Source organism: Desulfurispirillum indicum S5 (assembly GCF_000177635.2).
Lineage (GTDB): Bacteria > Chrysiogenota > Chrysiogenetes > Chrysiogenales > Chrysiogenaceae > Desulfurispirillum > Desulfurispirillum indicum.
Window position 1 is genome coordinate 250,409 of the sequence record NC_014836.1, and the last position, 25,520, is coordinate 275,928.

The following is a 25,520-nucleotide window of genomic DNA, read 5'->3' on the forward strand; positions in this document are numbered from 1 at the left end:
TAGCCGAGCAGTGCACCTGGCATTGCTTGTCTTTTCGCCAGGCTTCCGCATGATTTTACTGGCGATTCTCTGCTCTTTTTCTTCATATGTCTTCCCAAAGCCAACTCGGAAAACTACTCCTCAAGATCGCATTTGTCAAGGGAGCGATATCGCGTCACTAGATTTGATTTCTTGCGAATTTACGTTGCAAGTGTTCGGCAGTCACTGATATAGTGCTCCGTTATTTGCTTGTTGAGAATACATGTAGAGGACGAATGCATGGATTGTTTTAAGGCCTATGATATTCGCGGTAAAGTTCCAACAGAACTGAATGAACCTATTGCCTATAATATAGGCAGAGCTTATGCTTCACTTTTTCACTCTGAGAATGTGGTTGTTGGACATGATATGCGGCACGAAAGCCTTGAGTTGTCCGATGCCTTAGTCGCGGGACTCAACGACGCCGGGGTGAGCGTCATTGATCTTGGCCTTTGTGGTACCGAGGAAGTTTATTACGCTACGGCTGAACTTGGCACCGATGGCGGTATTATGGTCACTGCAAGTCATAACCCGAGAGGGTACGGAGGCATGAAGCTGGTGGGTTCTCACGCAGTTCCTTTGAGCTCTGCCGAATTGCGTGCAATCCGTATGCAAATTCTTTCTGGATCGTGGCTCTCCGCCGGAAGTGAAAGCAAGGGCAGTATTAGCAAGCGCTCCCTGCGCGAGAGCTACGTCAAGCACATGCTCAGTTACGTCAATGACAGAGATTTGCGTCCATTGACTCTTGTCGCTGATCCCGGCAATGGCTGCGCTGGTCCTGTGGTCGCAGAGCTGGCAAAATATTTGCCCTATAATATTATTTTTCAGAATGAAACTCCAGACGGCAGTTTTCCCAATGGTGTTCCAAACCCTCTTTTGCCTGAAAATCGCATCAGAACCGCCCAGGCCGTACTTGATCACAAGGCTGACCTTGGAATCGCGTGGGATGGGGATTTTGACCGCTGCTTTTTTTATGACTCCAGTGGGCGTTTTATCGAAGGCTATTATATAGTAGGTTTGCTGGCCCAGATGCTTTTACAGCAACACCCCGGTCAGACAATAATTCATGATCCGCGCTTAACCTGGAATACCATAGAGATGGTACAGCAAGCCCGGGGGAAAACCATACAGTCCAAAACGGGTCACGCCTTTATGAAACAGTACATGCGACAGTACGACGCACTTTATGGAGGTGAAATGAGTGCCCACCACTATTTCCGCAGCTTTCACTACTGCGATAGTGGAATGATTCCCTGGCTGCTGATAACGCAGCTCATGTGCCAAACAGGCCAGACTTTAGCCCAGTTGGTTGATGATCGCATAAAAGCCTATCCCTGCAGCGGTGAATTGAACTTTACCGTAAGCAACCCGCAACAAATCATTGAGCGGGTACATGATTATTACAGATCATCAGACGCTGTTGTGGATTTCATTGACGGCTTGAGCATGGGTTTTTCGGACTGGCGCTTTAATCTTAGGTCGTCAAATACTGAACCGCTGCTTCGTCTGAATGTTGAGTCTCGAGTGGACGAAGAGCTCATGAGGGAAAAGACCAAACAACTCTCTTATTTGATATCATCAGGTGAACTTTGATGCACCTGATTCGAAGTGCCTGGCAATTCCGCATATTTATAGTATCATCTATAGTCAATGAACTCCGAATACGCTTTGCCGGCAGTCGGTTTGGCGCAACCTGGATGATTCTGCAGCCGTTGGCTCAGGTGGCAGTATTTGCGTTTATTCTGTCTGGAATCCTCTCAGCGAAACTTCCTGGGGTAGAGAATACCTATGCATATGCAATTTACCTCTCAGCGGGAGTGCTTGCGTGGAGCCTTTTTGCTGAAATTATATCCAGGTGCTTAACCATGTTTATTGACAATGCGTCACTTATAAAAAAGGTTTCGTTTCCCAAGATAACCTTGCCACTTATCATTATAGGCACCAGCATAGTCAATCATACTGTATTGTTTCTTGTCATAATGGCAATATTCAGCGCGCTTGGACATTTTCCAGGGGTGCATATTCTCTGGTTGCCGCTGCTTATGCTTGTTATGATTCTTCTGGCGTCAGGAATTGGGATAATACTAGGCATATTTAATGTCTTCATTCGGGATACGGGGCAATTAGTGCCAATAGTCCTCCAGTTTTTATTTTGGTTTACCCCAATTGTATACCCGGTATCGATCGTGCCCGAGAGCCTGCGTCACGTACTTTGGCTCAATCCCGTGTACCACCTGACAAATGCCTATCAGGGTCTGCTGGTGTACAATAGTAGGCCCGAAATAACTCCCATTGTGGTACTGACATTTTTGGCCTTGGGCATACTTGGTCTCTCACTGGTACTTTTCCGTAAAGCCAGTATGGAAATGGCAGACGCGCTATGAGCAGTTTACTCTCCGTATCGGGTGTCGGGAAGTCTTACCGGCGCTACCGTTCTGAACTGTCGCGAGTTGCCTCCTGGTTTTTTCCCCGCATTACGGCACAACATGAAAAGTGGATACTGCGTAATATCAGTTTTGAGGTGCAGGCTGGCGAGTCGATAGGCCTTATTGGTGAAAACGGGGCAGGCAAGTCAACACTGCTGAAAATAATAGCAGGAACCCTTCCCCCAACTGAAGGAAGCGTGACTCTTCGAGGACGAATAGGAGCAATCCTGGAGCTTGGAATGGGCTTTAACCCAGAGCTCACCGGGCGACAGAATGCTCAGCACAGTCTTGGCCTGATGGGTTTTACGCCCAGGCAGATCCAGCAGCAGATAGAGCAGATCGAGCACTTTGCAGAAATCCATGAATATTTTGATGCTCCTTTACGCGTGTATTCCAGCGGTATGCAGGCCCGCCTAGCCTTCGCTATAGTGAGCGCATATCGGCCTGAAATTTTAGTAATAGATGAAGCCTTTTCCGTAGGTGATATGTACTTTCAGCATAAGAGTTTTGACCGCATACGCTCATTCCGGGAGCAGGGGACCGCCCTTATCGTTGTATCCCATGACGCGAACTCAATCAAAACTCTGTGCAATAGGGCTATACTCCTGAGCCAAGGGAGCGTTCAGCAGGAAGGGGCTCCCTCGGAAGTGCTTGACTACTATAATGCCCTGATCGCTCACAAAGAAGGCAGCGGCATAACTATTAACAGCACCGCTGACGCGAGCAGGCAAGTCATATCTGGTACAGCAGAAGTGAAGACACAGGAAATTTATATTCGCAACCATAAGGGGCAGGTAACCGATACGCTGGAAGTTGGTGAGAGAGTCACTCTGCAGGTAAAGGTAAAAGTTCTTTTGCCGGTAGCAGAACTTGTGTTTGGATATGCTCTGAAAAACCGTTATGGACAAGTCATGTTTGGTACCAATACCTTTTATACTCAGGACGTGCTTTTCAATCTCCGGCCGCAGCAGCAAATTACTTACAGTGTAGAATTTCCGGTAAACCTTGGAGTGGGAAGCTATTCTGTCAGCACGGCGCTTCACAGTGCCGAAAATCACTTGAAAAACAATTATGAGTGGAAAGACCTTGCACTTGTTTTTGACGTTACGAACACCAGTCGCGAGAAATTCTCTGGCAATGCGTGGATTCCTCCAACCAAGGTGCAAATAGACTATGAGTGAAAGCACATTTTACAGCCAGTTTGAAAAACAATTTCGAGGCAGTTCTGAACTGATACGCAAACGGCTTCAGTTCTACCTGCCATTTGTCTTACCATTAAAGGAAATACACGCCCCCCCCCATTGCGTCACAGACCTTGGATGCGGGCGAGGTGAATGGCTTGAAGTCCTCAGTGAAGCTGGATTTCATGCCGAGGGAGTGGACCTTGATTCCGGCATGCTTGAATATTGCTACGGCAAAAATCTCAACGTGCAGCAGCGAGATGCCCTTACCCACCTGCGGGCACTTGAAGACCAAAGCCAACTTGTGGTCAGTGCGTTTCATCTTGTGGAGCACCTGCCTTTTGTCACCCAGCAGGAGCTGATTCAGCAAGCTATGCGCGTATTAAAACCAGCAGGATTGTTGATACTTGAAACTCCAAATCCGGATAACCTGCTTGTAGCCACAAGTGAATTCTACACTGATCCCACGCATCAGCGGCCAGTTCCCGCCTCCTTGCTCCAGTTTCTTGTTCAGCAAAGCGGATTTATGCGCAGTATCATAGTAGGACTTCAGGAACCTCAGGACATCGGTAGCAAGAAAAACATATGTTTTTATGACGTACTCCATGCAGTGAGTCCAGACTATGGGATTATTGCACAGAAAAACTCATTGGATCAGTATGTGCAACGTTTCGACAAGCTCTTTGAAACCTCGGCAGGCACAACCCTGGCGCAGCTCAGTGAGCGTTATGACCAAGCCATCCATGGGCGAATGGATTACATTGATAACATACACAAGCAAACAACCCATGCGCTTTCTGCAGAACTCGAATTTCAGGCCAGGCAATTTCAGCAGCTGCAGTCTCACATGCAGCACGAAATGCATCAAGTGTATGCAGAGCTTACGCGGCAGCAGGCACAAACCTATCAACTGGCACAGACCATGGAGGCGGTATTCAACAGTCGTTCCTGGCGTATAACACAGCCCCTGCGTACCCTTGCCAGTTACTTGCGCAACATGCGCACAGGTATTCAACGCTTGCGCCATAACCTCAGCATAGGTAAAATCGCCCACAAATTGCAGCAATACCCACGCTTAGCCCGCTTTTGCACGAAAGTAATCACTATAGCGCCGCCGCTTGAAAATTATCTGCGCCGCAAATACACTACCTATCGCAACCCAGGCAATTTTCAAGCTGCATTGCAGGCAGTATCAGAGCTTGGTCCTCACGCCTGCGAAATTTATCGGCAATTACAAAGAGTGGCGAAGCAAAGGAAGATAGGTGACACATGAGAGTGGTAATAGACCTTCAGGGAGCGCAGACCGCAAGCCGCTACCGCGGAATTGGCCGTTACTCCATGTCACTTACCAAAGCTCTGCTTTCCATAGCAGGGCATCATGAAATTCACATCATGCTCAGCGCTCACTTCCCGGAAAGCGTTGAAGCAATACGCAGTGAGCTTTGTGGTCACCTTCCGCAGCACCATATCCATCAGTGGTGCTCGCCCGGGCCAGTCAGTTTTCATCTGAGTGACAATACCCAGCGCCGTAAAAACGCCACATACATCCGGGAAGCAGCTATTGCAGCCCTTAAGCCAGATAGAGTACTCATCACCAGTCTCTTTGAAGGATGCTACGATGACGCCGTAGTCAGCCTGAAGCAACACGATCCCAGCACACCAGTCGCCGTTGTGCTCTACGATCTCATTCCCCTGCTGAATCCCGACACCTATCTCCAGGATCACCGCTACCGGGAATTCTACCAAAACGCCATAAAGCAATTGAAAAAAGCCGATGCGCACCTTGCCATATCCCAGCACAGTGCTCAGGAAGGCCTTGATGCCCTTACATTACCCCAATCTTCTATAAGTATCATCGGGACTGCATGTGACAGTCACTTTGCACCCAGGAGCATACCGAATCACCAGGCTCAAATATTTCTGAGCAGTTTCGGCATTACCGGGAAATTTGTCATGTATACCGGTGGAACCGATAATCGCAAAAACCTGGCTCGACTCATCCAGGCATATGCCGGCATACCCGCCACCATACGCCAACAACATCAACTTGTATTTGTCGGCAAGCTCAGCCCTGAGCAATCCCGTCAACTCAAACACCAGGCCCGACAATCCGGGCTTGACGAAACAGAAACCGTAATTACCGGCTATGTGGACGATCAGCAATTAGCCTGCCTCTATAATCTTTGTGCCGTATTTGTCTTCCCTTCCTGGCATGAAGGCTTTGGCCTTCCCGTGCTCGAGGCCATGGCCAGTGGCGCCCCCGCACTCGCTTCAGACCGCACCAGTCTTCCCGAAGTCCTTGCAAACCCCCACGCCATGTTTGATCCCTTCGATACAGATCAAATTCGACAGAGAATTCAACAGGCACTCACAGACCATGACTACTGCAGGCAACTCATCGCCACTGGACTCAAACAAGCCCGGAAATTCAGCTGGAAGCAAACAGCACAAAAAGCGCTGGTGGCACTTGAGCAAGCAGCACAGCACCCCGAAATAGTCCAGACCCGCCCGGCAAGACAACATAAACCGACAATGGCATTTCTTTCCCCCCTGCCCCCTCAGAAAAGTGGCATTGCTGATCACAGCGCCATACTGTTGCCAGCATTGAGCGAGTACTATCAAATAGAAATTTTTTCTGACCAGGAGTTCATGGAAAACTCCTGGATAGCGCAACACCTGAAGCACCGAAAACTTCAGGAATTTCCCGGCACAGCTCACACCTATGAGCGAATACTGTATCAGTTTGGAAATTCAGCATACCATGACTACATGTTTTCTCTCCTGCAGCAGCACCCTGGTACCGTTGTGCTTCACGATGCCTTTCTCAGTGGCATCCTCGAGCATATGGAAAAAAACACAGCTGAACCCCATTTTTCGCGGCAGCTCTATTATGACCATGGCTATCTCGCTCTGCAGCAAAAATACCGTGGCGACAGCGGCACAGAACAAGCTATTAAAAATTACCCCTGCAGCCTTCATGTACTCAGGCGCTCCCATGGTGTCATTGTTCATTCAGAGCACTCAAAAGCAGTACTAGAAAACGCTTACGGCCCCCAGGTTTCTGATGTAATTGCATTTGCCCCATTGCCGCGTGCGACTCCCCATGCACTTAGCAGCCAGCAGGCTCGCCAGCAACTTGGCATAGATCCGCAGGCATTTATGGTTTGCAGTTTTGGACACATAGCGCCAACCAAACTCAGTCACCTGATTTGCCAGGCATGGACACATTCCAGGCTCAGCAATAATCCGAACATGCAACTCGTATTTGTTGGGGCCTCCGACCCCCGTGACCCCTATAGTCATATCATGAAAAAGAGCATCCAGAGTGTAACGAACGTAAAGTGTACTCAGTGGGTAGACGAAAGTACCTATCACCTTTGGCTTGCCGCCGCGGACATAGCCGTTCAACTGCGCACTGACAGTAGGGGAGAAACCTCCGCTGCCATTCTCGATTGTCTCAATTATGCCATACCAACCATTGTCAATGCCCATGGCTATCTAGCCGAACTTCCGGAAGACACCGTCTTTCGACTCCCGGATATCATTGAACCTCAGCAACTAGCGCGCGCAATCGAAACGCTTCAAAGCAACGAACCCCTGCGCGGAGAAATTGGAAAAAGAGCAGTAAAATACGTGCAGGATCGCCACCAGCCCTGCCACAGCGCCAGCCACTACACCCATCACATCGAAAGTTTTCATAACCAGGCCATGCGCACCGCCCATGGCCTTATCAGAACCCTTGCAACAGACACCGCCAACCACGATCAGAGCTGCCTGCGCGAACTTGCCCAGGCAATAGGCAAAAGTATTCCAGCCCCAGCCAGACAGCAACAGCTTCTCGTTGACGTGACCGCCACCAGCACCAATGACCTTCGAACCGGCATTGAGCGGGTTACCCGTGCTCTGTTCCTTGCTCTTTTGCAGGCGCCACCACAAGGCTATCGCATCGAGCCCGTATGCCTGGTTGAGCGCAATCAGCGTTGGAGCTACTACTACGCGCGCAACTATACCTGCACCCTTTTGGGCATACCCACCCATATTCTCACTGAAGAACCCCTTGAAGTTTGGCCTGGCGACCACTTTCTCAGCACAGAACTCGCCTTGCACCAGACACTGTCTGCATATCGTCACAACCTTTATACAGCGCTCGCCAACCAGGGAGTCACCATCCATTTTATGGTACACGACCTGCTTCCACTCAGTCATCCAGAGTATTTCCCGCCAGGGGCGGATCAACCCTTCGCCCAGTGGCTGCAAGTGCTCACTGAAGTCGCGCACAACATCATATGCGTCAGCAACGCCGTAGCGCAGCAATTGCAGGAGTGGTATAAACAGCACCCTGCCAACCGCAGACAGCCACTCACCATTCAGCACTCCCACCACGGAGCTGATATCAGCCAGAGCGCACCCACAACCGGAATCCCCGAAGAAGCATCGTCCATTTTGCAACACATGCGCCAGCGCCCCACCTTCCTCATGGTCGGCACCATCGAACCACGCAAAGGCTACCTGCAGGTGCTCCATGCTTTTGACATACTCTGGAGAAACAAGGTAAATGTGAACCTGGTAATCGTTGGCCGCGAGGGGTGGCAAGGCTTGCCAGATGAAGCCCGTCGCGATATACCCAGGACTATACAGTATATGCAGAACCATCCTGAACTTGACAGCCGCCTGTTCTGGCTGGAAGGCATCAGTGACCAGTACCTTGAAAAAGTATACACAGCCAGCACCAGCCTCATAGCAGCATCCTACGGCGAAGGCTTTGGGCTTCCCCTTATAGAAGCCGCTCAACACAGCCTCCCCATTATAGCAAGGGACATTCCTGTCTTCCGTGAAGTCGCCAGGGAGCACGCCTGGTACTTCCAGGCCCATAACCCGGAGCAACTTGCTCACGCCATAACTAACTGGCTTGAACTATACCGCAGCGAACAGCACCCAGCCTCCCAGAACCTGCCCTGGCTCACTTGGCAGGAAAGCGCCCAGAACCTGTGGGGGAAATTAACAAAACCGGGAGTACCATGAAACTTATTATCCAGATACCCTGCTATAATGAAGCAGGAACCCTCGCCATTGCTCTTGCAGCCCTCCCGCGCCACGTGGAGGGATTTGAAATCGTAGAGTGGCTCATCATAGACGACGGCAGCACCGACGACACCGTAAAAATTGCCAGAGGATGCGGAGTTGATCACATCGTCAGCTTCACCAGGAACCAGGGCCTGGCCAAAGGCTTCATGGCCGGCATAAAGCGGGCCCTGGCAGAAGGAGCCGATGTTATCATCAACACCGACGCTGATAATCAATATAACGCCGCTGACATACCAGCCCTTGTCGCCCCTATAATTGGAGGCAAGGCCGACTATGTCATAGGTGAGCGCCCCATCAGCGCCATCGAACACTTTTCTCCAGTCAAAAAAGTTCTCCAGAAAATTGGGAGCTGGGTCGTTCGCGTCGCCAGCAAAACCGACATACCCGATGCCCCCAGTGGCTTTCGCGCCATGAGCCGAGAGTGCGCTATGCGTTTAAACGTTTTTAACGAGTACACCTACACCCTTGAGACCATTATTCAGGCTGGCCAGAAAGGCATGGCCATAACATCCGTACCCGTTGGCGTCAACGAAGATCTGCGCCCCTCACGCCTCGTCAAAAGCATCCCCAGCTACATAAAAAAATCCATCATTACCATTATTCGCATCTTCGTCGTCTATAAGCCATTTCGCTTTTTTATGACCATTGGCGCAATCCTTTTTGCCCTTGGTTTCTCCATTGGCTTGCGTTTTCTCTATTACTATTTCACCGGAAATGGTGAAGGCTATGTGCAGTCACTTATTCTTGCAGGCCTTTTGATGGGCATGGGATTTCAGACCGGGCTCATCGCCTTCATCGCCGACCTGCTCAGCGTAAACCGTAAACTGCTTGAGGAAGTTCGCCTCATGCAGAACAATACCGCCTCGAAACTATGAAAACGCACCACAAAAAACTCCTCCACACCGCAGGAACCCTTATCGCTCTTATTGCCATAGTCTTTGTCGCACAGCGCCTCTGGCAGAACATTCATGCACTGGATCCAGGCAGGATAACCTCCGCCACCTGGCTCGCCATACCCTTACTCTGCTTGGTCTACAGCGCCGCAAACCCCATAAGGGCCCGTATCTGGTACCATCTGCTCCACGCCCAGCAGACCCCCGTTCACTGGGCATGGGCCCTTTACGCCTATGGAGCCAGTGACATCGCCAAATACCTCCCTGGAAATATCTTTCAATTCGCCGGACGCCAGACACTTGGCATGGCAGCTGGAATACAAGCCACCGTGCTCCTGAAATCGGCATTTTGGGAAATAACCCTCATGGTCGGCAGCGGCAGCCTGTTCCTCATTCTTATCCCCCCACTGCTGAGTCACCACATGACCATATCAGTTCCCGGCATCCCCATCCTCCTTATCCTGTACATAACTCTTGTTATGATACTCCTGGGAGTCCTGAGGCGATTTTTTGGCCCCGACGCCAACAAAGCAGCCGCCCTCCAGGTGCTCTTCCTTGGCATAAGCGGCCTTACCTTTGCGATACTCATGACCGTAATCACCAGAACCCCTGTGGATCTGAGTTTGCTTACCAGTTGGACCGCAGCCTATATTATAGCATGGCTCATCGGTCTCATAACCCCCGGTGCGCCAGCTGGCCTGGGCATTCGCGAAGCCATCTTGCTGCTCCTGCTGACACACACAGCCCATGAAGCCCACCTGCTTCTTGCCATAGCCATCAGCCGCGTCATAACAACCATCGCAGACATAGCCCTCTTTTTTTTAGCCACCACCCATAGCAAACAGCAAACCTCACCCTTTTCAGGAAGCTGACCATGACAACAGCAGCTCAGCCAACAACCAGCAACACCCGGCTTCTATTTCTGCTTACCATTCCTATCGTGCTTGTGATTCAGGGCGCAGTGCCCTTTCTTGCAATACCCACTCTCGGGCAAGCAGTCTGGACAGTCGGGTTTGGGCAGTCGTTCCTGAACCAGTCACTCATGGCTATCCACGCCACAAATATGGGAGCCCCTGAACCAGCAGCAATTGCCTTTGGACTGGCAGGAGCCTACACTACCACCCTTTTACTGGCCCTCGGCCTCGAAGCCCCCAATGCATATGCCACCATGGCCGCCCTTTGGTTTACTATCGCCTATTACGGTGCATGGCGACTGAGCCGTTACCTTGGCCTCAGTCCAAACCTCGCCATTCTCAGTGCCCTCACCTGGATGAGCCTGCCCATTATCTGGAACCACGCCAGCTACTCCATGCTCTCCATGGGCATAGCCCTCCTGCCAACCTACATATGGAGCACCCTGAACCTTGCCTGGCACAGCCGCCAGTCCTCTCCCCGCAGAAAACCCGCCATAGCACTTTACCTTGCCCTCTGCCTCATAAGTATCTTTATGGACGGCTATACATTCATGATGTTTGCAACCGCAACAGCAGCCATATACCTTGCTACCTACTGGCAGAACCCCAGCCAGCGGCGCCAAATACTCTTCCAGTTGGCTCCCGTAATATTCCTTGGCTTGAGCCTTGCCTACACCCTATTTGCCCTGTATATTGGTCAAAGCACCTACGAACGCGCTCCAATAAGCTTCTTTCGGGGCTGGGGACTCGACCTCAGCTTCATCGCCGTACCCACCCAGGGAGTTCACTGGTTTTGGGACGCGCTGGGTCTTAGCATCCCTCGCAGCGCTGAAACCTACTTTGGCGACGCCTCTGTATGGGTAACCACCTTTGCCCTGCCCCTTGTTCTCACCAGCGCCATAGCCCTGTACCCGACCCTGAAGCACACCCGCAAAATTGTCACCATCCTGGTGTTGCTTGCCGCGATTGGCTATTACATGAGCCTGGGCCCATCGCTGAAAATCAACTCCACCAAACCGCACCCTACGCCCGATGGAGGAATGCAAGCATCCCATGCCATCGCTCCCACCGCAAATGCCGTGATATCCCGTTATCTTCCCGGATTTAACAACATGCGTGCCTCTTACCGCTGGAGCGCCCTCGGCATGCTTGGAAGCTGGGCAATTGTTAACCTTGCCCTCGCCCGCACACCCATGCCCCGCGCAAAGCGCATCACTCTTGCCACTCTGACATTCACGCTGCTTATCACCAGCAACCTTCCCCATCTGCAGCGCAAGTGGCAAAGCAATCATAAAAATTACCAGGCATTTCAACAAATCCAGCAAACCATACTCGTCGATCTCAAGCTCGACACTCGCCCCGGAGAGTACGTAGCCTTTTTACCCTACCGCAACGACTTTCTGGTGAATTACCTTGCGTCAGCAGCCCGGATACGGGCCTATAACATCGGTGGCGATAAAAACCTCGCCCAGGCCCGTGCCAACTGGCCCATGACACTCCGGCAATATCCCATGGCAGTCATCGATGAACACTTTGTATCGCGAACCATCACGTTACTCACCGAAACTACAGCAGACACCGTAGTCCTGCCTCACATAGACATGCTCTGGGCTGCCCACTACTGGCCCTATCCCACAGAACACAGAGACGCCATAGAACAGATCCTGCCCCAGTTTGCCTCATACCCTGGCATTCACATACAGACCAGGGAATACTACACCGCCCTGCGCCTGCAAACCCCATAATCATTTGAAGGACCGCACATGCCCGTAAGACGCCCTGCCTTTTCCCTGATTGTCATCATCCTGCTCATCGCAGGGTGTGGCAGTAAAAGCAGCACAGATCCCATATCACAGAAGCCGGGAACCACCCCGCCCGACACCCCCGCCCAGCACATTCCGCTGCAGGCAACCATCCAGGGCATAGCCCAGAATCACACCCTGCAAATACAATATAACCAGCACCCCCCCATCCACATTGACCACACAGCCAACAACACCCCCTATTTCCTCGGCACCCAGGCCCCCGACACCAGCTATCACATCCAGATAATACAACATCCATGGCAGCAACTTTGCAGCATACAGAACCCAAGCGGCACCATAACCACCCATAGCCAGCCCGTAATTACCATCACCTGCGCCACCACCAAACTCAACGACACCGGAATACACAGCTGCGCAACAGCCAGCCAGGCGGATACCACCTGCCCCCAGGCAGCAGCACCCCGCCAGGACGCCGATACCGGACGAGACTTCGCCGCTCGCCAGGGAACAATCCTGAAAATCGGCAACGGCAACGCAGGCTTTGACTTCACGAAAATAAGCGCCGATGGAACCCCCCTCCCCCCCAGCAGCCCCACATGGTCCTGCGTACTCGACAATCACACCGGCCTCATGTGGGAAAGCAAGAGCCCAGGCCCTGGCCTTCATAACGCGCAGCACACCTACACCTGGTATAACCCCAGTGGATATGACGACGGAGGCAACCCCGGAGCAGTGCAAACCAGCCCCCCAAAACCCGAAAACTGCACAAACCACCTCCCGGCCTGTAACACACACGAATACATAATCGCAGTCAACATCAGCACCCTGTGTGGCTCCCGTGACTGGCGCCTGCCCACACGCGAAGAGCTCCGCTCCATAATTGACTACAGCCAGCATAAAGTCGCCATCGACACAGACTACTTCCCTGCAACCATGGCAGGCTGGTACTGGAGCGCCAGCCCCAATGCCGACTACCACTACTTCGCCTGGGGCATCAACTTTGGCAACGCCAACGACTTCACCAACTTCAAGCACATCGCTCACCACGTGCGACTCGTGCGCAGCCACAAGGAGAAGCCATGAAAGGCAAAATGCCCATAATAGCGACACTCGCACTAGTAATTATCAGCATCAGTAGTGCCAGCAGTCGTGCCGCCCACATCTGTCGTGAGACCATTACCCCCACCACACCCGACAGCCAGTTTGTGGAGCACCACGATGCAACCGTCACCGACACCAGAACCGGCCTCATGTGGAAACGATGCAGTGAAGGCCAGCAATGGGACGGAACAACCTGCACAGGCCAGGCCATCACCTTTACCTGGCAACAGGCACTGGAGTATGCACAGGCCCATACCCACAGCCAGTACAGTGACTGGCGCGTTCCAAACGTAAAAGAACTCGCGTCACTCATGGAAAACGCCTGTACCCAGCCAACCATCAACACCCGAATCTTTCCCGCCACACCCAGTGAACGTTACTGGACATCCAGTCCCGCACCCCGCCGACCGGGCGCATCCTGGAATATACGCTTCCTCAGCGGACACAGCTATACCTACGACAACTGGCAACTCAGCCATATACGACTCGTTCGCCCTGGCGCGCAGCAGCAATGATGCGATTTGACACGAAAAACACATTTTTTTAACGGCGGAACTTGGCGTCGTCGCCGAGTCACCCTGTCTCAACGAAGAAGGAGGTTTTTGCGAAAAAAAAAACATGCACCACAGGGAAAACAACCTGAATCCATAGAAAAAACATATAAAAGAGCTTGACAAGGGGTCATTGAATCATTAAAAACTAATCGATGTGTAGAGGATGCCGTTTGGATCTCCTGTAGATTGCAACGGGAATCATCGTGACGTAACTCGATTACAAAAAAAGGAGGGTTTCATCATGGCGAACTGTGGCCCGTTTGTTTGCAGGAGGTGGCCAAGGGGACACTGATTGATCGGCAGAGAAAGACAGTTATAGGTAAAATCCAAATTTGAGAGGTTAATGTATGAGCGTTACAACCGCAGAAATTATTGAGCTTTATGTAGCAAGCTTCGGACGCGCACCCCGTAAATCCGAGCTGGAAGCCCTGGAAACTGCATCCGCAGGGAAGACCAAATCTGAAGTGGCAGCAGACATGATTGAGAGCTCCGGCTCCTTCGCCTCTGCTGACAACACTGCATTCCTGAACGAAGCATACCAGGCGTTCTTTGGCCGAGTTGCTGACGCTGAAGGTCTTGCTTTCTGGGGTGCCGCCCTTGAAGCTGGACTGAGCCGTGCTGATCTGATTGCCGAACTGGTAGCTGGTGCTGACAACTATCCCGCAGAAGGTGCCAATGCAGCCGAAGCCGCCAAGGATAAGGCAATAGCAGCCAACAAAAAGGCCGTAGCCACGTACTTTGCCGAGTCTGGCATTGAAGATGAGGCCCAAGCCTCTGAAGTGCTCGACGGAGTTACCGAAGATCCTGCCACTGTAGACAGTGCCAAGGACGTAATTGACGAGGCCACGCAGGTTCCAGGTGAGACATTTACACTGGTGTCCGGCGCGGAAGTGGTTGAAGGCACTGCTGGTAACGATACGATCATCGCAGTTACCGATAACCTCGCTTCCAAACGCACCCTTGATCAGGGCGACCAGATTGACGGTGGTGAGGGTAACGACGTCCTGAAAGTTGCTTTGGGTGCCAACTTTAACGGCTTTACCGGTGACGGGTACCTCAAAAACGTGGAGACCATTGAGCTGACCAATGAGAGCAATTTCGCGCGCACCTTTAATGCTAATGGTATAGAGGGCGTTACAGAGTACGTGGTGAATGCCACTACGAAAGACGTTAAGGTAACTAACATTAAAGAGCTTCTTGATGTTATTACGGTCAACGGGCAAAAAGAGGGGACCCTCGACTTCACATACGCTGCCGCAGCAGTGAGCGGTTCTGACGACGCGCTTACCCTCGCGCTGAATAGCGTAGGTAGTGCCAAAACAACTACTGCCGCTCAGATTAATCTTGCTGTAAGTATTGCTGGTATCGAAGACCTTTCTTTGGATGTTGCAGGGAATAACTTCGTGAATCTGACCAGCGTTACTGAAGCGAAGACTATTTCCGTACTTGGTTCAGGGAATGTTGATATTACTGCTGTCGCAGCTGGTGTTACGGCTTTTGATGCCTCAGCGGCAACAGGGACGGTGACAGCAAATCTCGCAGGCGCTGGCACTTTCACAACCATTATGGGTGGGGCCGGTAAAGACACTATTACTGTAGATGGAACCGAACTCGACATTATCGCAACCCTTGATGGTGGAGAAGGCTATGACGTTCTGACGATCAATAATGCCACCAGTGGTGCTGCTGATAATACCCTTGCCCTCAATATGCAGAACTTCGAAGAGCTGCGCATTAATGGCGCCGCTACTCAAGAGCTGACGTTCGCAGCCGCCTCGGTTTCCGGACTTGAGAAAGTAGTGCTCGGAACTATGGGTGTCGGTGGCTCGGTTGTGCTGGCGCAAATGCAGGCAGAAAATATGACTCTGCAGCTGCAGACCGCTACCGCTGGCTCTGCCACAGTGGGCAAGGCTACTTACGACGGCTATGGCGAGCTTACCATTACTACAGGTGATGCTGCGAACGATAAGACGGCCCCACGCGAAACTGAAATAGAGGTTATAAGCAACAATGCCTCTATTGTGAATGTGAACGTAGCCGCACGCACTGCGCTTAACAGTGATATACTGCTGACAGCTGCAGATCAGCTGACCTTGAACGTGGCAACAGGCAAAGCAAGTGAAGCTATCGGCGTGACCCATGTAAAAGGTGATGAACTTACTTCTTTTGGTGGCTCGATTAACGCCCAGGTTGCAACTTCCGTAATTATTGACGCTAAAGGCCTGCTGGATGGTGCAACCATTGAGGCTAACCAGGCTGAGTCTGTTGTTGCCGATGTCGCAGCAGGTGATTTGACGCTTATCACTGGTAAAGTGGAGTCCATTGAAATGAAGGCGACGGGTGCCTTCCAGATTAATGATGACTCTGACCTTTCTGCTCTGAATTCTTTGGTTCTGACTACAGGCAAGGTATTCACTTTTGAAGATGCGAATGTAAATGGCTTGGCTGAACTGGCCTATGTTCAGGTAGACGGAAATGGAAGCATGACTTTTGGTAATAATGCAATAGGGGCTGATCAGGAAGGTGTTACGGTCGCGGCAACCGAATTGCTTGGTGGAATTACGGTTATTGTCGATGATGCAGCCTCAGTTGCGGGTTCTACAGCAGCGGTGTACGGAAGTACTATTGGTAAAAATACCATAGAAATCGGCGCCCGTGCAGAAGTAGAACTCACAGGTGGTGTAAGCGCCGATGTGTTTACCGTTGACCTTAATGTGAACGTTGATCAAAACATCACTATTACTGGTGGCGCTGGTAATGACAAGTTCGTCATTGGTAGTACTTACCAGAATAAGAACATTGTAACCATTACAGACTTTAACAGTGGAGATGCATTCCACATTGACGGGACAGATAAAATAGCAGCAAGTACTGTTGCTGACACTTATGATTTGAATGACGCTGTTGCCTTCCTCTTGGATGCGGGGATGTCTGGAGCGACTACGAATAACGTAAGTGTACAGGAGTTTGACGCTGCTGCTGAAGACGTGACAGCCATTTACTATGGTGGTGACACGTACTTCGTGATCGGTAACAGTGATGGCAACTTCGACGCAGGCGAGGTTCTTCTGAAGTTGCAAGGTGTAACTACGGTAACAGCTGCGCAGGTTACTGCACTGTTCGATCTTACGGTTTAAGTGTAAATCAAATACAAGCCGGATAAATGTAGATTTATTGTGTGCTTGTAGTTGATTGGCGCGAATTTGGAAAAGCCCCGGCGGCTAGCCGGGGCTTTTCATGTATAATCCGAAAGTAATCGGGAGTTGAAGTTGTTTGATCTTGTTCCATTAAATGCAAAAAAATATAAGACTTTATCCTGGTCCAAGTTCCAGGATTATAGATTTGCTTCAAAATTTAATATTATACCAGTTGTGATAGCAGAGTTGGCTGATGTTATTGCAACTTTGCCTTTGGCTTTTGTAAGATATGCTACTGGTGAGCTTGAGCTGGTAGCCATAGCAGCACTGAAGAACAATGAAAACTGGTTTATTACACCGGCTGGAAAATGGGTGGGTGGCTATGTGCCTGCGGCACTGAGAAGCTATCCCTTTGGGCTTATTCGTGTTGCTGACGCGGGTCAGAAAATCTTGGGCATTGATGAGTCTTCAGGGTTAATACATGCCAATCAAGAACATATAGCTTTTTTTGATGATTCAGGTGAACATGCAGCTGAAGTGAAAAATATAGTACATTTCCTGCAAAAGATAACTGAAAATAAAATTGCGACTGATGCTGCTGTGCAGTCGCTTGATAAGGCGAACATTATTGAGCCATGGCCACTGGGGATTCAAGAAGGTGATGATATTACTCCCGTTGAAGGGCTGTATAGAATTAATGAAGGTTTCCTGAACAATATAGACGAGCTGCAGTTCTATGAGTTGCGCAAAAAAAATGCACTTGCGCTTGCTTACGCCCAGCTTTTTGCACAAAAACGCATGGAGCTATTACAGCGCGCGCGAAGCATGTATATAAATCAACGTGCTCATGAACACCTGTTGGCCCAGGATAGTCTCGATTTTGAAATTGGTGATGATACACTGAAGTTTTAGCAGCTTGCTAAATACCTAAATCAGGCAGGCAACTGAAAAACCAAGATATACAAGGCACCCGCAAAATGAGAAATGAGGCGTACTCTTCGTGCATTGCACGACAAGTGGCAGCGGGCAATGTCGCTTATGGAGGTTTTTCAGCAGCCGGTTATGGAGTTGCCGCATGACTACCTGGACCGATGGATATGTCGCAGAAATTGGATATTTGTATGGATATTATGGTGAACTGAATCCTCGGCGATGTCAGCTTGCCTTTTTGCACAGTGGGCTGCAGCCTCCGCAGATATACAACGCATGTGAACTGGGCTTTGGGCAGGGGGTCAGTATTAACCTGCACGGCGCAGCCAGTGGTATTCCGTGGTTTGGAACGGACTTTAATCCTGCTCAGGTATCCTTTGCGCAGGATCTTGCCGCCCAAAGTGGGGCCGCTGTGCACCTTGCCGATGATACTTTTGCTGACTATGTAAGGCGTGATGGGCTGCCCTTGTTTGATTATATCGGTTTGCATGGAATCTGGAGCTGGATTAATGAGAGCAATCGCCAGGTTATTGTTGATTTCATCCGCTGCAAGCTCAAACCGGGTGGCATTGTTTATATAAGTTATAACTCGCAGCCGGGCTGGGCAGCCATGATTCCATGGCGTGAGCTCCTTACGACCCATGCAAACCGCATGGGTGCTCCAGGTCTTCCCATTGCAGCGCGTATTGATCAGGCCATGGGTTTTGCCAGGGATCTCATGGCTGCGAACCCTCTGTATGCTCAGGCGAACCCTATTGTTGCAAAGCGTTTTGAAGACATGGGGAAGCAGGATCGTCATTACCTTGCCCACGAATATTTTAACCGTGACTGGCTCCCCATGAGTGTCATGCAACTCTCAGCGCAGCTCAAAGAAGCCAGGCTTGATTATGCCTGTTCTGCCCACTATCTCGATCATATTGATGCCCTTAACCTCACTTCTGAACAGCAGCAGCTGCTTTCGAAAATCCATGATCCTATAATGAAGGAAATGGTGCGTGACTTCTGTATGAATCAGCAATTTCGTCGTGACTACTGGAGCAAAGGCTTGCGTCGTCTTGCACCATTGGAACAGGCTGCTGCACTGCGCGAGCACGTGGTGATTCTTACTCAGCATCCCCAGGATATCAGCCTGAAAATTAAGGGTGCTCTGGGTGAGGCAGTGATGAATGAAAGTGTTTATGGCCCTATACTGGAATATCTTGGTGACTGGAAGCCTCGGAGTATTCAGCAGATTGAACAGGCCCTTGCCAGCAGAAATATCACGCTGATCCAGATAGTTCAGGCCGTATTGGTTCTGAGCGGAAGCGGAAGCCTGGCAGCATGCCAGGATGAAAAAACGATTGAGACAGCTCAAGTATATACAGACAGGCTCAACCAGCACATTTGTGATATGGCTCGCAGTCGCAGTGAAATTTCGTTTCTTGCCAGTCCGGTTATCGGTGGCGGTGTCCCTGTGAATCGTATTCATCAGTTGTTTTTACTTGCGGTAAGGCTGGGGCATACCGAACCTCAGCAATGGGCGCAGTATGCCTGGCAGATACTTGGCTCCCAGGGGCAGAAGCTTGTCAAGGAGGGGAAAACACTGGAAAGTACCGAGGATAATCTTGCCGAGCTCTCCAGAAATGCTCAGGAGTTCGCTGAAAAGCGCCTCCCGGTGCTCAAAGCTTTGGCTGTAGGCTAAGCTGTCAGTTCGATGGTGTACTCGGTAAAAAACTTTATCCCTCTGCAGCAGCTCTGGCAAGATGACCTGCTTCGGCAGACACTGCTGCGTCAGGCCCAGGGTGATCCGTACCTGTTTATTCTGTTGGCCAGTCGCAGTGCCCGGCTGAGTATGGAGAGCCATCTTGCTCAACTCCATCCAGGCAGCAGTGCTGATGATGCAGTGGCAAGGCTCATGGGTAAAGGATTCAGCCCTTCGCAAATCACCACAAGCTTTGCCCAAAGCTGGCTTTTGCAGGATACAGTCATCTATCTGCCCACGACATCACTGTGGCGCAGTGCCTGGTCTGGTGCCCTGTTGGCCTTTGTGCCTATAGTCTTTGGCTGGTACTGGATACTTACCCATATGCAGCTGACCCCCAGCAGTCTGGGTGCTTTTTTTACCACCACCGGAGCCCTTGCCATACCCACCTTGCTGCTGGCCTCTGGTATTGGCAGACTCTGGCGGCGAGCGTTCGCCGGTACACCAGCTCAGCTGCACCCTCAGTTTGCCCGCTGCGCTGTCAAGTGTGCCCGGAATTATCAGCCAGATCAGGAGTATATGCCTGACGTCTTCACTGGCTTCGCCCAGGCGCCTGAGTCGATCACCGAGACGGTGGCGTTGCACGATGCGGCTACGAAAGAGCAGATTATGGAAAACCACATCATAAATCTGAAAAATCAGCTGGCAATATGCTACACTGCCAGGCGAGTGTACGCGGCAAAATTGCTGGCTGAGCTTACTGGTGTCTATCACACTAAGGAGTAGTATACATGGCAGAAAAACAGACCATTACCATTGACGGCAAAAATTACAATCTCGATGAACTCAGTGAAGGGGCACGTGACCAGATCACCAACCTGCGGGTTACCGATCAGCAGATGGCTCAGCTGCAGCAGCAGCTTGCTATTGCCCAGACTGCTCGCGCAGCTTACGCGCAGGCCCTGCAAAAAGAGCTGGATAAGTAAGCTTTCTTATCCAGGGCAGCCACAGGCCGCTCAGAGAAGCACCTGTGGCTGTGTGTAGGATACATAACAGTGCTCGGCCATGTCAAAAATCAACTGGATGATATGTCCAATGTGCTCTGCGGTTTCATCCTGTGTGGCTACTTTCAATGAGAGGATGCCGATTGCACCACCTTGGAGCGAAATCATCCTGATTGACCTTGCCAGTATCCAGCAATTCATATTCAAAATGCGGTGTATAGGGTGCAAAGAGCTCTGGTGTTGGGGTGAAGTAAATCAGCTATTCGCTTGTCTTTCCAGCCGTCCTTGCCATTGTGAAGCAGCAGGGAAATAATAGGTGGCAAACGCAGGCTGCGCTTCTCACTGACATGTCGTTCCCAGCGCCTGAGCATGTAGCGCAGTATTTGATAACGAGACGCACTGTTCTGAGTGCTTTTGTGTTCCTGCAGAAAATACAGGTGTGCTGTTCCTGGATGGCAAGGGATTCAAATTTATTGGTGGATGCGCTGCGCTTATCCACCCTACAGTCTGCACACTACCAGCTATCCTATTTATCGTGGACATCCCTGTTGGGTTTTGGTTTTCTCGTATTCCTCTGAATCCGGTTCGCTCGGATCAAAGATCTACCACTTCAAAAGCCGTCTTGGCATCAAAAATGTTGACTGCGTAGCGGGAGAGTTCTTCCTCAGTTGCCTGGGCAATGCGCTCATGCACCGCTGGTGGTACAGAACCAAAGCGGCGCTCAATCTGGGTATACAGGATTTGAGCCTGGCCCTTGAGCATCCCCTCTTGTATCCCCTCTTGTCTGCCCTTGAGTATCCCTCTTGCTTCCCACTTCTCAATGACTGCGCTCATAACAGCCTCCTTGTGCTCAGGTATTTCATCCAGTGAGCGTTGTATTGGCATGTGGGTACTATTCAAGCATCCCCCGCAACCAAGGTTGACTGTGAAGATGTATTCTGGGTACCTGCTGACGTGGCTCCCCCTCCCCCCACCGGGTTTGGGTTGGTTCCATCAACCAGAACAGTCTCCAGATTCTCACCGTGAGTGCTGCTTTGGGGCAGTATTCCAACAGTTGCCCCCCCCCGCAAGTAGGTGGGGGGGAGAGATACTCCCTACAGAGAAAGGTCCACCACTTCAAAAGCCGTCTTGGCATCAAAAATGTTGATGGCGTAGCGGGAGAGCTCTTCCTCAGTTGCCTGGGCAATGCGCTCATGTACCGCTGGTGGTACAGAACCAAAGCGGCGCTCAATCTGGGTATACAGGATTTGGGCCTGGCCCTTATGCACCCCTCTTGCTTCCCCTCTTGCTTCCCATTTCTCAATGACTGCGCTCATAACAGCCTCCTTGTGCTCAGGTATTTCATCCAGTGAGCGTTGTATTGCTTGATCGTCGATGTCGCTATTGACGCTTATGGCGTAGGTCAGGAACTGATGGAGAAGTTCCAGTGTAGTGCACTTGTCATGATTCGCGTTGTTAATCAGCAGCATAACGGTAGGCAGGATTTCCCTGAGACTTTTCCGGCGACCGTGGTGCAGAATCATCAAGAATGCACTGGTATCAGGCCGGTATATCTGCCGCCGCTGATCCATCTGGGACACATCCCACAGCACGTAGTCAAAGACCGGTGTGTAGGGTGCCATGGACTCAGGATCGCTGACATCAAGCAAGTCAATAATCTCCTTGCGACGCCACCTGTCCTCACCATGGTACAGCACCAGCGGTATAATGGGCGGCAGCTTGGTGGCCTGTGGGTTCTCCCGAAGGTACTTCTGCCACTGGGCACTCATGTACTTGAGAAGCTGCAGACTACACCAGTCATCAGGGTAACTCTTGTGTTCAAACAGCATGTAGATGAACGCCTGCTTGTCACTATCCCTGAAGTTGGCCAGGAATACCCGGTCACTGTAGGTTTTTCTCAGGTCATCATCGACATAGGTCGTTTCAATACGCTGCAGGGTGGAAAAGTCCAAAACCTCAGCAATGTGCGCTGGCATTTCATGCTGGAGCAAATCCTGGGCAACACCGGCAGTTGCCCCCCCCAGGAAGTCTGTGTGTGTGGGGGGAGGGGGGGGAGGGGCACTCCCTACAGAGAGAGTTCCACCACTTCAAAAGCCGTCTTGGCATCAAAAATGTTAATGGCGTAGCGGGAGAGCTCTTCCTCAGTTGCCTGGGCAATGCGCTTATGTACCGCTGGTGGTACAGAACCAAAGCGGCGCTCAATCTGGGTATACAGGATTTGGGCCTGGCCCTTATGCACCCCTCTTGCTTCCCCTCTTGCTTCCCCTCTTGCTTCCCATTTCTCAATGACTGCGCTCATAACAGCCTCCTTGTGCTCAGGTATTTCATCCAGCGAGCGTTGTATTGCTTGATCGTCGATGTCGCTATTGACGCTTACGGCGTAGGTCAGGAACTGATGGAGAAGTTCCAGTGTAGTGCACTTGTCATGATTCGCGTTGTTAATCAGCAGCATAACGGTAGGCAGGATTTCCCTGAGACTTTTCCGGCGACCGTGGTGCAGGATCATCAAGAATGCACTGGTATCAGACCGGTATATCTGCCGCCGCTGATCCATCTGGGACACATCCCACAGCACGTAGTCAAAAACCGGTGTGTAGGGTGCCATGGACTCAGGATCGCTGACATCAAGCAAGTCAATAATCTCCTTGCGACGCCACCTGTCCTCACCATGGTACAGCACCAGCGGTATAATGGGCGGCAGCTTGGTGGCCTGAGGGTTCTCCCGAAGGTACTTCTGCCACTGGGCACTCATATACTTGAGAAGCTGCAGACTACACCAGTCATCAGGGTAACTCTTGTGTTCAAACAGCATGTAGATGAATGCCTGCTTGTCACTATCCCTGAAGTTGGCCAGGAATACCCGGTCACTGTAGGTTTTTCTCAGGTCATCATCGACATAGGTCGTTTCAATGCGCTGCAGGGTGGAAAAGTCCAAAGCCTCAGCAATGTGCGCTGGCATTTCATGCTGGAGCAAATCCTGGGCAACATTCGCGTGCTCCAGAACAGCCTGTACAAATGTATCGTGAGGATTGTTCACTTTGTCGTTACTCATGGAAGAAGTATAGGTTCAGAGGCCCTTGAAGGCAAGTTTTTCTCTGTGAGTCAGCATCTGGAAGACGCTTTCGCCATGATAACGATTTCTGAATCTCTCGCCGACATGAGCCCCCCTCCACTATGTATTCACCCGTCCTGGACGATAATTCACAGGAACATCAGACTGCTTGGTAGCTTTGCGTGAGGCCCTGCTTTTTCCCTTCCAACTCCCGCGTCGCAGATGGGAGACAGCGGCCTGGCTACAGCTTCAGGCTCCGAATAAATTCTCCCAGTGGCTCGCCGAATTCCGGGTGCATCAGGGCCAGTTCCACGGTGGCTTTCAGATATTCCAGCTTGTCGCCGCAGTCGTAGCGTTTGCCTTCAAAGAGGTAGGCGTAGATGTCCTGCTGGTGGCCAAGTGCCTTGATGGCGTCGGTCAGCTGGATTTCGCCGCCCCGGCCGGCGCGGGTCTGCTCCAGTATGGGGAATATCTCCGGGGTCAGGATGTAGCGGCCGATAATGGCAAGGTCGCTGGGGGCTTCGGCCACGGGGGGTTTTTCCACCATGTCGCTGACTTTAAAGGTGCGTGGGGCGATTTCGCTGGCGGCTACGCAGCCGTAGGAGGAGATCTGCTGCATGGGGACTTTTTCTACTGCCAGCACGGATGCCTGGTAGCGGTTAAACTGCTCCACCAGCTGGCCGATGCCGGGGGTGGAGGGGGTGCGGATGATGTCGTCGCCCAGCATGACGGCAAAGGGTTCGTTGCCCACGAGGTTTTTGGCGGTCAGGACGGCGTGCCCCAGGCCCAGGGCCTCTTTCTGGCGTACATAGGCTATTTCCACCATGTCAGTGATATCCCTGACCATCTTGAGGAGTTCGGTTTTGCCGGACTCCTGCAGCTGGGTTTCCAGGCGGTAGTCCTTGTCGAAGTGGTCTTCAATGGGGCGCTTGCTGCGACCGGTGACGAAGATGATCTGCTCGATTCCCGAGGCCACGGCTTCTTCCACCACATACTGAATCAAGGGCTTGTCCAGCAGGGGCAGCATCTCCTTGGGCATGGCCTTGGTGGCGGGCAGAAAGCGGGTGCCAAGGCCCGCAACGGGTAAAACGGCTTTGCGTACTTTCATCGTGGGCTCGCTCCTTGTGTGGGACATTTAGGGTTATTACTCAACTTTCGCACCTTGTTGCCTTGAGTTAAGTTGTTGTTATATTGGCGTTTATCTCGCGGAAACCGTATTGATTTTGAATGCTTGACTTATCTGGTATTCTATTTTTCGTCTCCGGATATTGTCCTTTTTGACCGCGCAAAAAGGACACAAAAACGCGCCCCCCGAACGCCCGTTTTTGCGGATCGCCTGCTCGCCTGTTCTGGAGATCCGGCAGACACTGCCTCCCTGCAGTGCTGCCGGACCACTCACTTCCTGTGAGTGTCCCGTTCGGGTCTTGCCAGCCAGGCGTCGCACTCACCGGACGGGCTCAGGGGGGAACGGCCTGCTTCTGCCTTTCCCCCGTGTGCTGGCCCAGCCAGGACGCGCCGACTGGAACGCTATGGACCCGCAGGGTTGCCGCCACGACGGCGGCAACCGCAAACCAAAAGCCATGGAGGGCGGTTGTTTGCGGTCCCCAGTTCCAGGCAAGCGGACGGCTGAAAAGGACAGCACTGGGGGCCGCTTCCCAGCCACTTTTTGCGGGTAAAAAGTGGCAAAAGAAACTCGTATACATGGTGAGGATAATGTCAAGCAACGCAGTCTGTGTAGAACCATTTCGGCCATTGCAGCATGACATCAGGGTCAGCGC

The 25,520-nt window shown here is 51.5% G+C and carries 20 protein-coding genes; 15 read left to right on the forward strand and 5 right to left on the reverse strand.

The window, feature by feature from the left end; genetic code table 11:
• Positions 1 to 258: 258 nt before the first annotated feature.
• The 15 genes from SELIN_RS01140 (at position 259) to SELIN_RS01210 (ending at position 20,672) form a co-directional block, all read left to right on the forward strand.
• On the forward strand, positions 259 to 1,611 hold the full coding sequence (locus tag SELIN_RS01140) for a phosphohexomutase domain-containing protein (RefSeq protein WP_013504867.1): 1,353 nt from the start codon (positions 259 to 261) through the stop codon (positions 1,609 to 1,611).
• On the forward strand, positions 1,608 to 2,402 hold the full coding sequence (locus tag SELIN_RS01145) for an ABC transporter permease (RefSeq protein ID WP_041725863.1): 795 nt from the start codon (positions 1,608 to 1,610) through the stop codon (positions 2,400 to 2,402). Before SELIN_RS01140 ends, SELIN_RS01145 begins: the two co-directional genes overlap by 4 nt.
• Entirely contained in the window at positions 2,399 to 3,625 is a 1,227-nt protein-coding gene (locus SELIN_RS01150) for an ABC transporter ATP-binding protein (RefSeq protein WP_013504869.1), read from the forward strand. The genes SELIN_RS01145 and SELIN_RS01150 overlap by 4 nt, the downstream gene beginning before the upstream one ends.
• Positions 3,618 to 4,898, forward strand: a complete 1,281-nt coding sequence (locus SELIN_RS01155) for a class I SAM-dependent methyltransferase (RefSeq protein ID WP_013504870.1) — start codon at positions 3,618 to 3,620, stop codon at positions 4,896 to 4,898. The genes SELIN_RS01150 and SELIN_RS01155 overlap by 8 nt, the downstream gene beginning before the upstream one ends.
• Positions 4,895 to 8,647 (forward strand): glycosyltransferase, encoded by a 3,753-nt coding sequence (locus SELIN_RS01160; RefSeq protein ID WP_013504871.1) that lies wholly within the window; start codon positions 4,895 to 4,897, stop codon positions 8,645 to 8,647. The genes SELIN_RS01155 and SELIN_RS01160 overlap by 4 nt, the downstream gene beginning before the upstream one ends.
• Positions 8,644 to 9,585 carry a glycosyltransferase family 2 protein gene (locus SELIN_RS01165; RefSeq protein ID WP_013504872.1) on the forward strand — a complete coding sequence of 314 codons (942 nt, stop codon included), beginning with the start codon at positions 8,644 to 8,646 and terminating at the stop codon, positions 9,583 to 9,585. Before SELIN_RS01160 ends, SELIN_RS01165 begins: the two co-directional genes overlap by 4 nt.
• On the forward strand, positions 9,582 to 10,475 hold the full coding sequence (locus SELIN_RS01170; protein WP_013504873.1) for a hypothetical protein: 894 nt from the start codon (positions 9,582 to 9,584) through the stop codon (positions 10,473 to 10,475). The genes SELIN_RS01165 and SELIN_RS01170 overlap by 4 nt, the downstream gene beginning before the upstream one ends.
• A gap of 2 nt (positions 10,476 to 10,477) precedes the next feature.
• On the forward strand, positions 10,478 to 12,262 hold the full coding sequence (locus SELIN_RS01175) for a hypothetical protein (protein ID WP_013504874.1): 1,785 nt from the start codon (positions 10,478 to 10,480) through the stop codon (positions 12,260 to 12,262).
• Positions 12,263 to 12,280: 18 nt separating this feature from the next.
• Positions 12,281 to 13,366 (forward strand): Lcl C-terminal domain-containing protein, encoded by a 1,086-nt coding sequence (locus tag SELIN_RS13645; RefSeq protein ID WP_013504875.1) that lies wholly within the window; start codon positions 12,281 to 12,283, stop codon positions 13,364 to 13,366.
• Positions 13,363 to 13,899, forward strand: coding sequence for an Lcl C-terminal domain-containing protein (locus SELIN_RS01185; RefSeq protein WP_013504876.1), 537 nt, complete (start codon positions 13,363 to 13,365; stop codon positions 13,897 to 13,899). Before SELIN_RS13645 ends, SELIN_RS01185 begins: the two co-directional genes overlap by 4 nt.
• Before the next feature lie 386 nt (positions 13,900 to 14,285).
• Positions 14,286 to 17,075 carry a DUF4214 domain-containing protein gene (locus tag SELIN_RS01190; protein ID WP_013504877.1) on the forward strand — a complete coding sequence of 930 codons (2,790 nt, stop codon included), beginning with the start codon at positions 14,286 to 14,288 and terminating at the stop codon, positions 17,073 to 17,075.
• A gap of 132 nt (positions 17,076 to 17,207) precedes the next feature.
• A complete protein-coding gene (locus SELIN_RS01195; RefSeq protein WP_041725864.1) occupies positions 17,208 to 17,987 on the forward strand; it encodes a SapC family protein in 780 nt (259 codons plus the stop codon).
• 163 nt (positions 17,988 to 18,150) lie between these two features.
• On the forward strand, positions 18,151 to 19,686 hold the full coding sequence (locus tag SELIN_RS01200) for a methyltransferase regulatory domain-containing protein (RefSeq protein ID WP_013504879.1): 1,536 nt from the start codon (positions 18,151 to 18,153) through the stop codon (positions 19,684 to 19,686).
• A gap of 12 nt (positions 19,687 to 19,698) precedes the next feature.
• A complete protein-coding gene (locus SELIN_RS01205) occupies positions 19,699 to 20,472 on the forward strand; it encodes a hypothetical protein (protein ID WP_013504880.1) in 774 nt (257 codons plus the stop codon).
• Between the two features lie 5 nt (positions 20,473 to 20,477).
• Positions 20,478 to 20,672, forward strand: a complete 195-nt coding sequence (locus tag SELIN_RS01210; RefSeq protein ID WP_013504881.1) for a DUF6447 family protein — start codon at positions 20,478 to 20,480, stop codon at positions 20,670 to 20,672.
• A gap of 221 nt (positions 20,673 to 20,893) precedes the next feature.
• Here the strand turns inward: SELIN_RS01210 and SELIN_RS15555 are convergent, their stop codons facing one another.
• From SELIN_RS15555 to galU, 5 genes are all read right to left on the reverse strand, one after another.
• Positions 20,894 to 21,154: an Rpn family recombination-promoting nuclease/putative transposase gene (locus SELIN_RS15555; RefSeq protein WP_083805865.1), complete on the reverse strand. Its 261-nt coding sequence runs from the start codon at positions 21,152 to 21,154 to the stop codon at positions 20,894 to 20,896.
• Between the two features lie 130 nt (positions 21,155 to 21,284).
• Entirely contained in the window at positions 21,285 to 21,524 is a 240-nt protein-coding gene (locus SELIN_RS01215; protein ID WP_041725865.1) for a DUF4351 domain-containing protein, read from the reverse strand.
• A gap of 260 nt (positions 21,525 to 21,784) precedes the next feature.
• Positions 21,785 to 22,714 carry an Rpn family recombination-promoting nuclease/putative transposase gene (locus SELIN_RS01220; protein ID WP_013504883.1) on the reverse strand — a complete coding sequence of 310 codons (930 nt, stop codon included), beginning with the start codon at positions 22,712 to 22,714 and terminating at the stop codon, positions 21,785 to 21,787.
• Between the two features lie 41 nt (positions 22,715 to 22,755).
• The gene (locus SELIN_RS01225) at positions 22,756 to 23,742 is read right to left on the reverse strand and encodes an Rpn family recombination-promoting nuclease/putative transposase (protein WP_013504884.1); all 987 of its coding nucleotides are present in this window, start codon (positions 23,740 to 23,742) and stop codon (positions 22,756 to 22,758) included.
• Between the two features lie 241 nt (positions 23,743 to 23,983).
• Entirely contained in the window at positions 23,984 to 24,850 is an 867-nt protein-coding gene (galU, locus tag SELIN_RS01230) for a UTP--glucose-1-phosphate uridylyltransferase GalU (protein WP_013504885.1), read from the reverse strand.
• Between the last annotated feature and the right edge of the window lie 670 nt (positions 24,851 to 25,520).

Coding starts and splice junctions, on each gene's coding strand:
- SELIN_RS01140 (WP_013504867.1), top strand. CDS start 259: ATGGATTGTTTTAAGGCCTATGATATTCGCGGTAAAGTTCCAACAGAA.
- SELIN_RS01150 (WP_013504869.1), top strand. CDS start 2,399: ATGAGCAGTTTACTCTCCGTATCGGGTGTCGGGAAGTCTTACCGGCGC.
- SELIN_RS01155 (WP_013504870.1), top strand. CDS start 3,618: ATGAGTGAAAGCACATTTTACAGCCAGTTTGAAAAACAATTTCGAGGC.
- SELIN_RS01160 (WP_013504871.1), top strand. CDS start 4,895: ATGAGAGTGGTAATAGACCTTCAGGGAGCGCAGACCGCAAGCCGCTAC.
- SELIN_RS01165 (WP_013504872.1), top strand. CDS start 8,644: ATGAAACTTATTATCCAGATACCCTGCTATAATGAAGCAGGAACCCTC.
- SELIN_RS01170 (WP_013504873.1), top strand. CDS start 9,582: ATGAAAACGCACCACAAAAAACTCCTCCACACCGCAGGAACCCTTATC.
- SELIN_RS01175 (WP_013504874.1), top strand. CDS start 10,478: ATGACAACAGCAGCTCAGCCAACAACCAGCAACACCCGGCTTCTATTT.
- SELIN_RS13645 (WP_013504875.1), top strand. CDS start 12,281: ATGCCCGTAAGACGCCCTGCCTTTTCCCTGATTGTCATCATCCTGCTC.
- SELIN_RS01185 (WP_013504876.1), top strand. CDS start 13,363: ATGAAAGGCAAAATGCCCATAATAGCGACACTCGCACTAGTAATTATC.
- SELIN_RS01190 (WP_013504877.1), top strand. CDS start 14,286: ATGAGCGTTACAACCGCAGAAATTATTGAGCTTTATGTAGCAAGCTTC.
- SELIN_RS01200 (WP_013504879.1), top strand. CDS start 18,151: ATGACTACCTGGACCGATGGATATGTCGCAGAAATTGGATATTTGTAT.
- SELIN_RS01205 (WP_013504880.1), top strand. CDS start 19,699: ATGGTGTACTCGGTAAAAAACTTTATCCCTCTGCAGCAGCTCTGGCAA.
- SELIN_RS01210 (WP_013504881.1), top strand. CDS start 20,478: ATGGCAGAAAAACAGACCATTACCATTGACGGCAAAAATTACAATCTC.
- SELIN_RS01215 (WP_041725865.1), bottom strand. CDS start 21,524: ATGAGCGCAGTCATTGAGAAGTGGGAAGCAAGAGGGATACTCAAGGGC.
- SELIN_RS01225 (WP_013504884.1), bottom strand. CDS start 23,742: ATGAGTAACGACAAAGTGAACAATCCTCACGATACATTTGTACAGGCT.
- galU (WP_013504885.1), bottom strand. CDS start 24,850: ATGAAAGTACGCAAAGCCGTTTTACCCGTTGCGGGCCTTGGCACCCGC.